Genomic DNA, 13,624 nt, shown 5'->3' on the forward strand with positions numbered 1-13,624 from the left:
CCGAAGCGCTTAGCCGAGCGCTTTGGTCACGGCCCGCTGCGTCAGCACGCTGATCAGGTTGGCACGGTACGGCGCGGTGGCGTGCAGGTCGCTGTTGAGATCGGTGGAGTCGATCTTCACGCCGGCTGCGGCTTCGGCTGTGAAGCTCTTGTTGAGCGCGTCTTCCAGGCCTTTGTGCCGGAACACACCATTGGCTGCGCCGGTGATCGCCACCCTCACACCGCCGTCGTACTGCGCGACGAAGACGCCGACCAGCGGAAAGTGCGAAGCCTTTTGCCGCAGCTTTTCGTAGCAGGCGCGCTTGGGCACCGGGAATTTGAAGGCGGTGATGAGTTCGCCTTCTTCAAGCGCTGTAGTGAACATGCCCAGAAAGAAATCATCGGCGGCGATTTCGCGCTTGTCGGTGACGATGGTCGCGCCCGAGGCCAGGACGACGCTGGGGTAGCACGCCGCCGGATCGTTGTTGGCGACCGATCCGCCGATAGTGCCCATGGCACGCACCTGCCGGTCGCCGATGCGCGACGCAAGATCGGCAAGCGCTGGATAGGCCGCCTTGACGTCGGCGTTATTGGCGACATCGAGGTGCCGCGACATCGCACCGATGGTGAGGGTGGCGCCGTCTTTCTTGATACCGGTCAGCTCTTTGATACCGCTCAGATCGGCCAGCTGTTCGGGCGCCGAAAGCCGCAGCTTCATGGACGCCAGCAAGGTTTGTCCGCCGGCCAACGGCTTGGCGCCTGCACTGGAGAGCCTGGCGGCATCCGCCAAGGTGGTCGGCTTTTCGAGGGTGAATGGATACATGGTGTTCTTCCTTGAATGACGACCGCGGTCAGACGACCGGACGGCCCTGGGTGCTGCCAGCCAGCGACGGTGTTTGCGGTTGTTGCGTAGGCGTGGTGCTACCTTTTTGCATGGCTTCCCACACGCGATGCGGCGATGCGGGCATGTCGAAGTCGATCACGCCGAGCGGCGCCAGCGCATCGAGCACGGCATTGATGACGGCCGGCGGCGAACCGATGGCACCGGCTTCGCCGCAGCCCTTGGTGCCCAGCGGGTTGTGCGTGCACGGCGTGGAGTGGGTCGCCAGCGTGAACTGCGGAAAGTCTTCGGCGCGTGGCATCGCGTAGTCCATGAAACTGCCGGTGAGCAGCTGGCCGGTCTCGTTGTCGTACACGCAGTTTTCCATCAGCGCCTGGCCGATGCCCTGCACCAGTCCACCATGCACCTGACCCTCGACGATCATCGGATTGATGATGGTGCCGAAGTCGTCCACCGCGGTAAAGCGATCGACCTTGACCTCGCCAGTCTGCTTGTCGATTTCGACTTCGCAGATGTAGGTACCGGCCGGAAAAGTGAAATTGGTCGGATCGTAAAACGCGGTTTCGTCCAGCCCGGGCTCCAGCTTGTCGAGCGGGTAGTTGTGCGGCACGTAGGCCGTCAGCGCCACCTGCCCGAACGGGATTTTCTTGTCGGTGCCCTTGACGGTGAACTCGCCGTTGGCGAACTCGATGTCGGCGTCACTGGCCTCCATCAAATGCGCAGCGATCTTCTTGGCCTTGGTCTCGATCTTGTCGAGCGCCTTCATGATGGCTGCGCCGCCGACCGAGATCGAACGCGAGCCATAAGTGCCCATGCCGAACGGTACGCGGCCGGTATCGCCGTGCACCACGTCGACATTTTCGACCGGGATACCCAGGCGTGCCGCCACGACCTGGGCGAAGGTCGTTTCGTGACCCTGCCCATGGCTGTGCGAGCCGGTGAACACCGTGACGCTGCCTGTCGGATGCACCCGGATCTCGCCGCATTCGAACAGGCCCGCGCGCGCGCCGAGGGCGCCGGCGATGTTCGAGGGTGCGATACCGCAGGCTTCGATGTAGCTCGAGTAGCCCATGCCACGCAGCTTGCCCTGCGCTTCGCTGGCGGTGCGTCGCGCAGCAAAGCCGGCGACGTCGGCCAGCTCGTTGGCCTTGTTCAGCAGGGTGTGGAAGTCGCCGGTGTCGTACTGCAACGCGACCGGCGTCTGGTACGGAAAGGCAGTGATGAAATTGCGCGCCCGTATATCGCTTTGGCTCAGCTTCATTTCCCAGGCGCAGCGCGTCACCAGACGCTCGACCAGGTAGGTCGCCTCGGGCCGACCCGCCCCGCGGTAGGCATCGACTGGTGCCGTGTTGGTAAACCAGGAGTCCACTTCGACATAGATCTGCGGCGTGGTGTATTGCCCCGCCAGCAGTGTCGCGTACAGGATGGTCGGCACGGCGGTCGAGAACGTCGACAGATAGGCACCGAGGTTGCAGTCGGTGTGCACCCGCATCGCCAGGAACTTGCCGTCCTTGTCCATTGCCATTTCCGCATGGCTCACGTGGTCGCGGCCATGCGCATCTGAAAGGAAGCACTCCGACCGGTCGCCCGTCCACTTGATGCTGCGGTTCAGTTGCTTGGCCGCCCAGGTCAGGCACACGTCTTCGGCGTACAAATAGATCTTGGAGCCGAAGCCACCGCCGACATCGGGTGCGATGACGCGCACCTTGTGCTCCGGCAGGCCGAGCACGAAGGCCGTCATCAACAGCCGCTCGACGTGTGGGTTCTGATTGGACACGTAGAGCACGTAGTCCTCGGTGGCCCGGCTGTAGCTGCCGATGGCCACGCGTGCTTCCATCGGGTTCGGGATGAGCCGGTTGTTGACCAGATCGAGTTTGGTCACATGCGCTGCATTGACAAACGCCGCATCGACTGCCGCCTTGTCCCCGATGGTCCACTTGTAGCACTGGTTGTCGGGTGCTTCGTCATGGATGACGACACCGCTTGCCTTCTTGGCTGCATCGGCGACGCTCACAAGAGCTTGGTGCACGTCGTAGTCGACCACCACCGCTTCGGCCGCGTTCTTCGCCTGCTCGACCGTTTCAGCCACCACCATGGCGACGTGATCGCCGACATAGCGCACCTTCTTGATCGCCAGGATCGGGTGCATCGGCTCCTTCATCGGCGTGCCGTCGGGGTTGTTGATGAGCCAGCCGCAGGGCAGCCCGCCCATTTTTCCCTCGATGTCCTTGCCGCTGAAGATGCCGACCACGCCGGGCATCTTCATGGCCTCGGCAATGTCGATCGACTTGATGGTCGCGTGTGCGTGCGGCGAGCGCACAAAGATGCAGTGCGTCTGGTTCGCCAGGTTGATGTCGTCGGTGTAGTTACCGGCACCGGTCAGAAAACGGTAGTCCTCTTTCCGGCGAAGCGATTCGCCGATGTGCGGCAGGTTGGCAAAGTCGGGTGCGCCCATGGTGATCCCCTTATGCCGTGGCAGTGGCTTTGACCGGACCGGCGAGCATCGCTTCGCCGCCCATCTGCACGGCCTTCACGATGTTCTGGTAGCCGGTACAGCGGCACATGTTGCCGTCGAGCAGCGAGCGGATTTCTGTCTCGCTCGACTTCGGGTGGTAGGTGCACAGGTCGATGGCGCTCATGACCATGCCGGGCGTGCAAAAACCGCACTGCAGGCCGTGACACTCCTTGAAGGCCGCCTGCATCGGGTGCATGGTGCCGTCGGCTTCGGCAATACCTTCAATCGTGGTGATGTCGGCGCCGGCGACTTGAGCCACCAGCACGTTGCACGACTTGACCGCCCGACCGTTGACCAGCACGGTGCAGGCGCCGCACTGCGCGGTGTCGCAGCCGACATGGGTGCCGGTAAGGTGGAGATGCTCACGAATCGCGAACACCAGAAAAGTGTTGGGGGGTGCGTCGACCGTGACCGCGCGGCCGTTGACGGTGAAGGGAACCTGCATGTTGGCTGTCTCCGTGGAAGGTGATGGCTGAGGCGATGCCTGCTTGGGCGATGGCCGTGGTGAAGGCCGCTATGGCGGATGGCATCTTGTCTGCGTGACCATGCCCTCAGCCTAGGCAAAACCCTAGGCGCTTGCGCCACAGCCGCGAAATTCTCAAAATGAAACAGATGCCCGCTTCCGTCCGCCCCTTCAGTCCCACTCCCCCCACGCCGTTTGATGCGTCGCGTTCTGTCGTCATCGCCGAGGCGCGTCGACGCTGGATCGACGGCGAGGCGGTTTCTCGTGATCTGCCGGCCGGCGCAACGCGCATCGAACCATGGATCACGCGGTCATGGCAGCGTTGCATCGACGCTGGCCAGCGGTCGCAAGACGTCGTCACTTTCGATGCTGTTTCGAAGGCTGTGGCAAAGCGCGTCGCCGAACAGCATCACGCCCTGGTATCCGCGGCGCGACCCGTCATCGAACGCCTTTCTCGTGCCATCGCCGACACCCGCTATTTCGCGATCCTGACCGACGCCGACGGCATCGTCGTCGACGTCGGCAGCCTGCCCAGCGGCACCGATGCAGCCGACCGGCACGCCCGGGACATCGCACGCATCGGCATCGACCTGTCGGAGCGCGCGGTCGGCACCACTGCCATCGGCGCGGCGCTGGCCGAGCACGAGTCGGTCTGGCTGCATGGCGGCGAACATTTCTTCGACGCCACCAGTGTCTATAGCTGCGCTGGCGCGCCGCTCTTCGGGCCGGAGGGGGACTGCATCGGCATGCTCGACCTCACCGGCGTGCAGGTGGCCGAGCGGCCAGAACTGCGGCACCTGGCATCGCAGTCGGCGCGCGGCATCGAGAACGCGCTGGTGCAGCGCCACCCTTGCGAACTGCTGTTGCATCTGGCGTGGCCCGGCTCGGCGGAAAGCGAATCGAGTGACGGCCTGCTGTGCATCGATGCCGAAGGCAGAGTCACCGGCGCCAATGCGGCCGCGCGGCAGATGCTGCATCAGCCGCTGCTGCGACAGCTCGCGACGCTGCACTGCAACGACCTGTTCGCGCTGCCGTTGGACATGTTGTTCGACGCGTCGCGGCGCGGCGATGCGGTCGAGGTGCCGTTGTGGTCGGGCCTGCGCATGCGGGTGCGGCCACGGCGTGGTGGTCACGATGGGCGCGACCGGCCAGAGGCAGTCGGCGCCAGTGCTGATGTGTCCGCTGCGGGCGTCGATCGGCCACGTCTGCGCGATGTCGAGACCGCGCTCATCCGCAAAGCCGTGACCGATGCGCGTGGCAACGTCGCCGAGGCCGCACGCGCGCTAGGAATCAGCCGGGCGACGGTGTACCGGAAGCTGTGGCACGGGAAGATCTCCGGGCGCGGGCCGGGGGATCGAACAGACTGACCTTATGTGCGGCACCGAACACTGATCGCGCATCCCAGCTCTTATAGTGGGCAGAGCGCCTTCGAAGCACGAGCTGCCGGTATCCCCAACGCTTTGTGCCCAGTGACATGGAGGTCCTATTGCACCGATTTCTTTCGAGTAACCGCGACGATCTGATCGCGAGGTGCAAGGACAAGGTGGCGCAACGCCCTCTGCGGGCCGCCAGCGAACGGCAACTGGCCCACGGTGTGCCGATGTTCCTGGACCAACTTACCCGAACGCTTGCTGCGGAAGAAGACGATGAACCCGCGCTGAGCATCGCTATCTCGGGACCTTCTGGCGGCGATTCGCTGGCCTTGTCGGAAATCGGGGTCACTGCCACCGCGCACGGCAAGGAACTGCTGGGACTCGGTTACACCGTGGATCAGGTCGTTCATGACTACGGCGACCTGTGTCAGGCGATCACCGACTTGGCATTCGAGCGAGATGCACCGTTTGCCGTGGCCGAATTCCGTACTCTGAATCGCTGCCTGGACAACGCCATCGCCGACGCCGTGACCGAATTCAGTTTTCAGCGCGATGCGCAGATATCGACGCACCAGACCGCAGCCGAAAAGCAAAGGTTGGGTTTTCTGGTGCACGAGCTGCGCAATTCGCTCGGCACGGCCACCCTCGCCGTGCGGGCGCTCGAACTGGGCAATCTGGCGATCGGTGGCGCAACTGGCGCGGTCCTGAAGCGCAGCCTATCTACCCTCGGCCTGTTGATCAGCCGTGCCACGGCCGAAGTCAGGGGCGAAGGGCTGGACCAGCGCCAGACGTTCTCGGTTGCATCGTTCATCGCCGATGTCGGGCTGGCGGCCCGGCTCGATGTCAATCTGAAATCTTCGATCTTCGATGTGGCTACCGTCGACCCGTTGCTGGCGGTCCTCGCGAACCGCGAGCTCTTGCATGCGGCGCTGGCCAACCTGCTGCAGAACGCCTTCAAGTTCACGCACCAAAACTCCGCAGTGACGCTGACCGCCTACGCTTTCGGGGAGCATGTCCTGATCGATGTCGAGGACCATTGCGGTGGACTGCCGCCGGGCGGCGCCGCGAGGATGTTCGTGCCGTTCAAACCGAACGAAGACAGCCGGGCCGGTTTGGGACTCGGGCTGTCCATCGCCCGTCAGAGCATCGAAGCGGATCTTGGGACGTTGACGGTCCGGGACGTGCCGGGCTCAGGTTGCATATTCACGATCAGCCTGCCTCGCTACACGCTTCAATAGCCATCGGAGTTCGCCATGCATGCACCGAGGGGAGTCATGAATGGACCGGGACCGGCGATTCAGCGATCCTCGCCGATCTGCACACGCATCTTGGTGCCGGACTGCCGCTCTATCGTCAGACCCCCGAAGCCCACCCCATACGTCGTCGACGAATCACTCGGACTCTTAACGGAACGGACGGTCTGCCATTCTTCGGCAAGGTGTCGGGTCGACCCGGTATACACCAGGTCACCAACCTGCAATTGCTCGATACATACGTCTTTAACAATAGCCAAAATCATTCCTTCCAGATGTTGAAGGAAGTAGCGCCGTCGGCCTGTTGACCTTCGGTTCATTGCGACCCTGCACATCATTCAGCGCCTTTGAGACCTCAATAGCAACCGCGCTGTTCGCAAGGCGAAAGGTCCCGCGCGTTGCACCGGTTGTCATGGGGCCGCCAACGAGCAATGGTGTACGCCAACGCACATACACGCATCGAGCGGTGACCAATGCTCTTCGGGCTAGCCCAGGCTGCTCCTCGGAGCTTGCGCCGTTTCGCGCAATCACATAAACAAGAGACATCCAAAATGACATGCGAAGGCATTCACCGTTTCGATCTTGGCTCGATCCGGTTTGCGTTTTATCCCGATGGCAACGATGGCGGCAAAATCCTCGCCGACATTTCGGAGCAGACGCTCTCGCACGTTTTTGGCAACCGGCTGGGCGGAGAAAGCTGGGTCGATTTGTGCGGCCGTCACCGAGACCTTCTCGCAGCCGAAGCGTTGGTCCAATACCGCACCGACCCGTCACGTCCGATCGAACTCGCCGTCAAAGATTTTGCGGCGTTCCGCGGTGCCTCCGCAACGTCTACCGGGGTCAGTGCACCCGTCAGATAGCGTCGAGGTGCTCGACCTCAAGCCGCCAGCGCGACGACCAACGACGCCTCATCGATTTCGGCGGTGACACGAGCGCGCACACGCAAACCACTGCCCGTTCCCGCGAAGCCGACCAATTGCACGCCGCTGCCAAAGACGAGCGAGACTTCATCGCCCGACTCACCCCGCTCCATCGAGGTCACTCTGCCTTCGATGCGACTCGATGGATGCGCCGCAGGCACCGCGTCGTCGGCGCGGCAAACGCGGACTGCGGTCGCCTTGCACAGCGCGACCACCCGTATACCCACGACCAGACCAAGCAGTTCGGTGCTCTCACGGGTGATGCGCGCCGTCACCGCGGCATCATTGCCCAACTGCAAAACCACGCGCGAGATTGGACCTGTCGTGTCGATGGCCGCGACGATAGCGGGCAGTTGGTTGCGCATGCTGGTGCGCAGCGCGAGCCGGGTCACCCCCAGTTCCGCCACGCAATTGGCATTGACGCCTGCTGCAATGGCACCAGCGCCCAATGAATCGCGCCAGCGCTGTTGCACGGCCGTGCGCGCCACGTCGAGCGCCTCGGACAGTTCCAGCAATTGCACGCCCTGTGGTGTAAGCGAAGCACCGCCACCTCCCGCGCCGCCGACCGCGCGCTCCACCAGCGGCACGCCTGCCAGGTTGGTCAGCGTATCGATCGCCTGCCACGCGGCCTTGTAGCTCACCGACGCGTCGCGTGCAGCTTGAGAAATGCTGCCGCTGCGCCCGATGCCTCGCAGGATATCGATGCGTTTGTCGCTCTGGCTGTGGCCCAGGGCATCGGTGAAACGAGGGGTCTTCATGCGAGGATTGTGCGGGTCACCGAATCGCTATGCCCTCCGTCCGGCCTACAGCAAGTCAGGCGCCAGACAGGTAGCGCCAAAGGCTGGTGCAGGGCACGGTAGTCTTTTCAACAAGGAGATGTCCCCATGAAAAGGCTTTTGCTGATCCTCGCCGCCTCATCGATGCTCGCTGGCTGTATCGCCGTTCCGTACGACCAGGGCCGCCCGCCACCGCCGCCGCGCCCATATGGCGATCGTGATCGCGACGGTGTACCGAATCGAGCTGATCGCGACCGCGATGGCGACGGCATCCCGAACCGCTACGACCGGGCGCCAAACAATCCGAATCGCTAATCGGCTCGCCACCTCGGCGCGCCTTCGTTCATCGCCGGCAACCCGATTGCCGTGGCCTGCTTGCGAAGCGGGATGCTGCTAGATCGAAAGCTAGCGGTAGAAGGCCTCGACCTTGCCCTTCAGCTTGATCAACAGCGGCTTGCCCTTGCGGTCGAGCGCCCTGCCAGCGGGCACCTTGACCCAGCCTTCGCTGACGCAGTATTCCTCGACGTCGACCCTGTCTTTTCCGTTGAACGTGATGCCGATGTCGTGATCGAAGACGGCGGCCACGTGATGCGGACTGCGCGGATCGATGGACAGGTGGTCGGGCAGTTGTGGCTTCTGCGTGGATTCCGTGGCGGTGGCGGTGGCGGTGGCGGTGGCGGTTGTGTCGGTCATGAATGTCGGTCCGGTTCCGGGTTCTTTCGAGTCTCTTCATTTTGAACGCGATTCGAGCAGGCTCGCTTTGCACGTTCTACACTTTCGCTATTCCACTTTTGCATAGCGCCAGATGAGTTCGACTGTCCGGTGCCAAGGAGTCCTTCTTGAACGCCGACCGACTCGCCACAAACTTTGCTCGACGCGTCGCATTGTTATCATCGTTATTCCATATTTGAATAGCGTTCCGAAGGAGCTGCTTTGATGAAGACGACGACCCGCCGCCTGACCGTCCCACTGCGCGTCATGGCCTTGTGCGCAGTGCTGCTCGCAGGCAGCGCCGCCTCCCAGGCGCAAGAGCTCGTGGTCTCGGCCGCCGCCAGTTTGACCAACGCGTTCCAGACCGTCGGCCGGGCATTCGAGCAGAGCAAGCCGGGTGCCAAGGTCACATTCAACTTCGCGGCATCGGGACCGTTGCTCGCGCAAATCCAGCAAGGCGCGCCGGTCGACGTGTTCGCGTCGGCCGACCAGGAAACGATGAACAAGGCCGCGACCGCGAACCTCCTGGCGGAGCCGACGCGGGTCGACTTCGCAGCCAACACGCTGGTGCTCATCGTGCCCGCCACCGCCAAGGAAACGCCCAGGAAGCTCGGCGACTTGAGCGGCGCGACGTACCAGCGCGTGTCGACCGGCACGCCGGCCACCGTGCCCGTAGGCCGCTACACCACCGAGGCCATCGAAAAGGCCGGCCTCACTGCCACGCTGCAGCCCAAGTGGATCTACGGCGAGAGCGTGCGGCAGGTGCTCAACTACGTGGCGCGCGGCGAGGTCGATGCCGGCTTCGTCTACCGCACCGACGCCATGATCGAACCCGACAAGACGCGCATCGCGCTGACGGTGCCGACCACCACGCCGGTGAGCTACCCCATCGCGCAGATCGCGACCAGCAAGCAGCCCACGCTGGCCGTCGAATTCATCGCCTACGTGCGCAGCGCGCCGGGCCAAGCCATCTTGCAGCGCTTCGGTTTCTCCAAGCCGTGAGTGCGGAGAGCCTGCCCCTTTGCTCACTCCCCTCTGGCTGACGCTCAAAGTTGCCCTCATCGCCACGCTCATTGCGGGCGTGGTGGGCATTGCACTCGGTTGGTGGATGTCGCGGCGCCGGTTCGCCGGCGACAACATCATCGACGCGATCTTGATGCTGCCGATGGTGCTACCGCCCACGGTCATCGGGTACTACCTGATCGTGCTGATCGGCCGAAATGGGGTCTTCGGGCAGCACCTCGATCGCTGGTTCGGCATCAACCTCATCTTCACCTGGCAGGGCGCGGTCATCGCTGCATCGGTCGTGTCGTTTCCGCTGGTCTACAAGGGCGCGCGGGCAGCCTTCGAAGAGGTGGACGGCCGCTTCGCCAACGCGGCACGGACGCTGGGCGCCGACGAGTTCGAAGTCTTCGTGCGCGTCGCGCTGCCGCTGGCGGTGCGCGGCATCGCGGCCGGGCTCATGCTCACCTTCGCGCGCGCCATGGGCGAGTTCGGCGCGACGCTGATGATCGCCGGCAACCTGCCCGGAAAGACGCAAACGCTGTCGATCGCGGTGTACGAAGCGGTGCAAGCCGGCAACGACCAGCTCGCGTTATGGCTCACGCTCGTGATCTCGGTGGTGTGCATCACGGTGCTCGTGGTGTCGAGCCGCTTGCTGCAGGCGCGGCATTGAGATGACTGCCTCACTGCCTTCTATTGCTCCGGCGCTCGACATCGATTTGCGGCTCACGCTTCAGACTTCCGAACGCGTCTTCGAGCTGCATTCACGCTTCACTTCGACCGCTCACCGCACCGCGTTGATGGGTGCATCGGGCTCCGGAAAGTCGACCGTGCTGATGGCAATCGCCGGCCTCACGCCCTCGGTGCGCGGTCATGTGCGTATCGGCTCGCATGCACTACTCGACTCGGCACGCGGCATTGATCTGCCAGCGCGCTCGCGCCGCGTGGGCATGGTGTTCCAGGACTATGCGCTGTTCCCGCACATGACCGTCGCGCAGAACCTGATGTTCGGCGTGCATCGCCTCGGCACGCGGCCCGACGATGCGCAGCAGGCGCGCGTCGATGCGCTGATGCAGCAGTTCGATCTGGTCCGATTGCGCGATGCGATGCCGCGGCACTTGTCCGGCGGTCAGCGGCAGCGCGTGGCGCTGGCCCGCGCACTCGCGGCGGAGCCGCAACTGCTGCTGCTTGACGAGCCGCTGTCGGCGCTCGACGCGCCGCTGCGCGTGCGCCTACGCCGCGAGCTTGCCGAAATGCTCGACCGCGTGCGGGTGCCGACGTTGCTGGTCACGCACGACCCGCAAGACGTCGAAGCGCTGGCGCAATCGGTCATTCATATCGATAACGGGCGGGTCGTCGAGGCGGGCTCTGCCGATGCGTCGCCCGAGGTGTCAACCGACGCATTGCCCGTCTTCGTCTCTACCGGAGTTCCTTGACATCCGCGCCTGGACCCTCTTTCGCTTGCTGAGGCACAACCTGGCATCTTTCGCCACCGCGACCGATGGTTACCGCGCCGTGTTCTCGTGGTCGGTGATTCGCAGCACAGCAGTCGGCGATGGCGTGCTGGTGCTGTTTGAGCGTGACGGTCATGCGCCACGTGCGCAACCTGGTCCGCATCGAAGTGCGCGTTCTCGACTGATTGCATCGGTGCCGGGATCAGCCGCATGTGCTGCACAGTGCCGTCAGAATGAGCGCTTTTCATCCCTGCACACATGATCGTCCGACCCCGACCCCATTGGCTGCGCATGCTCTTCGTGTGGCGCGGGTCGGTGCTTCGCGACATCGCACCGCAACTGCTGGCGACGACGCTGTTCGCCATCGCCATCACACTGCTCCACGGCCGCGTTTTCCAGTGGAAGATCCCGCTCAATTTCGTGCCCTTCTCGCTCATAGGCCTGACGCTGGCGATCTTTCTCGGCTTCAGGAACAGCACCAGCTACGCGCGGTACTGGGAGGCGCGAACGCTGTGGGGCACCCTGCTCAACGAGACGCGGTCGCTGGTGCGCCAGGCGCTCACGCTGGTCGATGAGCCCGAGCGTGCGTCGGCGTTGACGCAACGGCTGATCGCCTTCGTGCATGCGTTGCGGCATCAGTTGCGCAGCACCGATCCGACGACGGACCTTGCACGGCTGCTGTCGCCTGCGGAATGCGAGCGACTTTCGGCCGTGCAGTACAAGCCCGCCGTCCTGCTCCTGATGGCTGGCGAATGGCTGCGCGACCAACGGCAAGCCGGCCGACTCGCGCCCGCGTTGCAGCAGGCGATGGAATGGCCGCTCAGCCGCATCAGTGAAGCACTCGGCGGCTGCGAACGCATTGCCAGCACACCCATTCCGTTCACTTACGCGGTCATCATTCATCGCACGATCTACATCTATTGCGTACTACTGCCCTTTGGCCTGATCGATTCGATCGGCCCCATGACGCCCGTGATCGTGGCCTTCATCGCCTACACCTTCTTTGCGCTCGAAGCGCTCGCCGCAGAGATTGAAGAGCCCTTCGGCGAAGCGGCCAACGACCTCGCTCTCGACGCCATGTCCCACATGATCGAGTCGACATTACGGGAGATGATGGGGGAAATCGCGGCAACCCCGAAACCGGTTCCAGCCAACTTCATCTTGACTTGAAACCCTTCGCAAGCGCCTGCGAATTGGACGGCGTATGTTCCGTGAGTTCAATTTTTCAAGCCTAGCTTTAAGCCAACGCACCGGAAGCTTTTTATGACTCTCACCCACGCCTACGCGGCCCAGTCCGCCACCACGCCGCTCGCCCCTTTCACCTTCGAGCGCCGCACGCCCACCGCACGCGATGTTGCCATCGACATCCTCCATTGCGGCGTGTGCCACTCCGATCTGCACACCGCCAAAAGCGAATGGGGGCCATCGGTTTTTCCGTGCGTGCCGGGCCATGAAATCGTCGGCCGCGTGACTGCCGTTGGCAGCGATGTCTCCAAGTTCAAGGTCGGCGACATCGTCGGCGTCGGCTGCATGGTCGACAGCTGCCAGCACTGCCAACCCTGCGCCGACGGGCTCGAACAGTATTGCGACAATGGCATGACCGGCACCTACAACAGCCAGGAGCAGGTCTCGCGCGCCAACACGCTGGGCGGCTACTCCGACCACATCGTCGTCTTCGAAAAGTTCGTGCTGAAAGTAACGCACGACGAAAAAGACCTGGCCGCCGTGGCGCCGCTGCTGTGCGCCGGCATCACGACCTACTCCCCGCTGCGTCACTGGAAAGTCGGCCCGGGACACAAGGTCGGCATCGTCGGTTTGGGCGGCCTGGGGCACATGGGCGTGAAGATCGCCGCGGCACTCGGTGCGCATGTGGTGCTCTTCACCACATCGCCAGGCAAATCGGCCGACGCGCTGCGGCTCGGCGCCAAGGAAGTCGTGGTGTCGAAGAACCCCGACGAAATGAAGGCGCATCTCAACAGCTTCGACTTCATCCTCAACACCGTGGCCGTGTCGCACGACCTCGACCCCTTCCTCGCGCTGCTCAAGATGGACGGCACGATGACGCTGGTCGGCGCGCCGAGCACGCCGCATCCTTCCCCTGGCGTCTTCGGCCTGATCACCAAGCGCCGCAGCATCGCGGGCTCGATGATCGGCGGCATCCCGGAGACGCAGGAGATGCTCGACTTTTGCGCCAAGCACAACATCGTCTCGGACATCGAAGTCATCAAGATGCCGCAGATCAACGAAGCCTACGAGCGCATGCTCAAGAGCGACGTCAAGTACCGCTTCGTCATCGACATGTCGACCGTGCAGTAAACCCTCTGATGAAAATCAGTGC

14 protein-coding genes are annotated in these 13,624 nt (G+C 63.5%); 9 read left to right on the forward strand and 5 right to left on the reverse strand.

The features are described 5' to 3' along the window. Positions 1 to 9: 9 nt before the first annotated feature. Genes RCH10_RS17950 through RCH10_RS17960 form a run of 3 tightly spaced genes read right to left on the reverse strand, consistent with a single transcriptional unit; the run spans position 10 to position 3,779 of the window. A complete protein-coding gene (locus RCH10_RS17950) occupies positions 10 to 801 on the reverse strand; it encodes an FAD binding domain-containing protein (protein WP_409053436.1) in 792 nt (263 codons plus the stop codon). Positions 802 to 829: 28 nt separating this feature from the next. Then, complete coding sequence (locus RCH10_RS17955; protein ID WP_409053437.1) at positions 830 to 3,274, reverse strand: xanthine dehydrogenase family protein molybdopterin-binding subunit; 2,445 nt, start codon at positions 3,272 to 3,274, stop codon at positions 830 to 832. Positions 3,275 to 3,284: 10 nt separating this feature from the next. Then, positions 3,285 to 3,779: a (2Fe-2S)-binding protein gene (locus tag RCH10_RS17960; RefSeq protein ID WP_187051045.1), complete on the reverse strand. Its 495-nt coding sequence runs from the start codon at positions 3,777 to 3,779 to the stop codon at positions 3,285 to 3,287. Between the two features lie 167 nt (positions 3,780 to 3,946). Here RCH10_RS17960 and RCH10_RS17965 point away from each other — a divergent pair, with 167 nt between their 5' ends. The 3 genes from RCH10_RS17965 (at position 3,947) to RCH10_RS17975 (ending at position 7,283) form a co-directional block, all read left to right on the forward strand. After that, entirely contained in the window at positions 3,947 to 5,164 is a 1,218-nt protein-coding gene (locus RCH10_RS17965) for a helix-turn-helix domain-containing protein (RefSeq protein ID WP_409053438.1), read from the forward strand. A 107-nt stretch (positions 5,165 to 5,271) separates the two neighbouring features. Next, positions 5,272 to 6,408, forward strand: a complete 1,137-nt coding sequence (locus RCH10_RS17970) for a sensor histidine kinase (protein ID WP_409053439.1) — start codon at positions 5,272 to 5,274, stop codon at positions 6,406 to 6,408. 566 nt (positions 6,409 to 6,974) lie between these two features. After that, positions 6,975 to 7,283 (forward strand): hypothetical protein, encoded by a 309-nt coding sequence (locus RCH10_RS17975; RefSeq protein WP_409053440.1) that lies wholly within the window; start codon positions 6,975 to 6,977, stop codon positions 7,281 to 7,283. A 17-nt stretch (positions 7,284 to 7,300) separates the two neighbouring features. Here the strand turns inward: RCH10_RS17975 and RCH10_RS17980 are convergent, their stop codons facing one another. Then, complete coding sequence (locus RCH10_RS17980) at positions 7,301 to 8,101, reverse strand: TOBE domain-containing protein (RefSeq protein WP_409053441.1); 801 nt, start codon at positions 8,099 to 8,101, stop codon at positions 7,301 to 7,303. A 126-nt stretch (positions 8,102 to 8,227) separates the two neighbouring features. Between RCH10_RS17980 and RCH10_RS17985 the strand changes: the two genes are divergently transcribed. Beyond that, entirely contained in the window at positions 8,228 to 8,434 is a 207-nt protein-coding gene (locus tag RCH10_RS17985; protein WP_323500987.1) for a thrombospondin type 3 repeat-containing protein, read from the forward strand. A gap of 90 nt (positions 8,435 to 8,524) precedes the next feature. Here the strand turns inward: RCH10_RS17985 and RCH10_RS17990 are convergent, their stop codons facing one another. Next, entirely contained in the window at positions 8,525 to 8,812 is a 288-nt protein-coding gene (locus tag RCH10_RS17990; protein WP_409053442.1) for a DUF3297 family protein, read from the reverse strand. A gap of 243 nt (positions 8,813 to 9,055) precedes the next feature. Here RCH10_RS17990 and modA point away from each other — a divergent pair, with 243 nt between their 5' ends. From modA to RCH10_RS18015, 5 genes are all read left to right on the forward strand, one after another. Further along, positions 9,056 to 9,832: a molybdate ABC transporter substrate-binding protein gene (modA, locus tag RCH10_RS17995; RefSeq protein WP_409053443.1), complete on the forward strand. Its 777-nt coding sequence runs from the start codon at positions 9,056 to 9,058 to the stop codon at positions 9,830 to 9,832. A 19-nt stretch (positions 9,833 to 9,851) separates the two neighbouring features. Beyond that, on the forward strand, positions 9,852 to 10,505 hold the full coding sequence (gene modB, locus RCH10_RS18000; protein ID WP_409053444.1) for a molybdate ABC transporter permease subunit: 654 nt from the start codon (positions 9,852 to 9,854) through the stop codon (positions 10,503 to 10,505). Position 10,506: 1 nt separating this feature from the next. After that, positions 10,507 to 11,268, forward strand: coding sequence for an ATP-binding cassette domain-containing protein (locus RCH10_RS18005; RefSeq protein ID WP_409053445.1), 762 nt, complete (start codon positions 10,507 to 10,509; stop codon positions 11,266 to 11,268). Between the two features lie 276 nt (positions 11,269 to 11,544). After that, positions 11,545 to 12,456, forward strand: a complete 912-nt coding sequence (locus tag RCH10_RS18010; RefSeq protein ID WP_409053446.1) for a bestrophin family protein — start codon at positions 11,545 to 11,547, stop codon at positions 12,454 to 12,456. A gap of 93 nt (positions 12,457 to 12,549) precedes the next feature. Further along, positions 12,550 to 13,602 (forward strand): NAD(P)-dependent alcohol dehydrogenase, encoded by a 1,053-nt coding sequence (locus RCH10_RS18015; protein ID WP_409053447.1) that lies wholly within the window; start codon positions 12,550 to 12,552, stop codon positions 13,600 to 13,602. The last annotated feature ends 22 nt before the right edge of the window (positions 13,603 to 13,624 follow it).

Source organism: Variovorax sp. GrIS 2.14, assembly GCF_046115955.1.
GTDB lineage: Bacteria > Pseudomonadota > Gammaproteobacteria > Burkholderiales > Burkholderiaceae_C > Variovorax.

Excerpts from the sequence above, each read along its gene's own strand:
- RCH10_RS17950 (WP_409053436.1), bottom strand. The coding sequence starts at position 801 with ATGTATCCATTCACCCTCGAAAAGCCGACCACCTTGGCGGATGCCGCC.
- RCH10_RS17955 (WP_409053437.1), bottom strand. The coding sequence starts at position 3,274 with ATGGGCGCACCCGACTTTGCCAACCTGCCGCACATCGGCGAATCGCTT.
- RCH10_RS17960 (WP_187051045.1), bottom strand. The coding sequence starts at position 3,779 with ATGCAGGTTCCCTTCACCGTCAACGGCCGCGCGGTCACGGTCGACGCA.
- RCH10_RS17965 (WP_409053438.1), top strand. The coding sequence starts at position 3,947 with ATGCCCGCTTCCGTCCGCCCCTTCAGTCCCACTCCCCCCACGCCGTTT.
- RCH10_RS17970 (WP_409053439.1), top strand. The coding sequence starts at position 5,272 with ATGGAGGTCCTATTGCACCGATTTCTTTCGAGTAACCGCGACGATCTG.
- RCH10_RS17975 (WP_409053440.1), top strand. The coding sequence starts at position 6,975 with ATGACATGCGAAGGCATTCACCGTTTCGATCTTGGCTCGATCCGGTTT.
- RCH10_RS17980 (WP_409053441.1), bottom strand. The coding sequence starts at position 8,101 with ATGAAGACCCCTCGTTTCACCGATGCCCTGGGCCACAGCCAGAGCGAC.
- RCH10_RS17985 (WP_323500987.1), top strand. The coding sequence starts at position 8,228 with ATGAAAAGGCTTTTGCTGATCCTCGCCGCCTCATCGATGCTCGCTGGC.
- RCH10_RS17990 (WP_409053442.1), bottom strand. The coding sequence starts at position 8,812 with ATGACCGACACAACCGCCACCGCCACCGCCACCGCCACCGCCACGGAA.
- modA (WP_409053443.1), top strand. The coding sequence starts at position 9,056 with ATGAAGACGACGACCCGCCGCCTGACCGTCCCACTGCGCGTCATGGCC.
- RCH10_RS18005 (WP_409053445.1), top strand. The coding sequence starts at position 10,507 with ATGACTGCCTCACTGCCTTCTATTGCTCCGGCGCTCGACATCGATTTG.
- RCH10_RS18010 (WP_409053446.1), top strand. The coding sequence starts at position 11,545 with ATGATCGTCCGACCCCGACCCCATTGGCTGCGCATGCTCTTCGTGTGG.
- RCH10_RS18015 (WP_409053447.1), top strand. The coding sequence starts at position 12,550 with ATGACTCTCACCCACGCCTACGCGGCCCAGTCCGCCACCACGCCGCTC.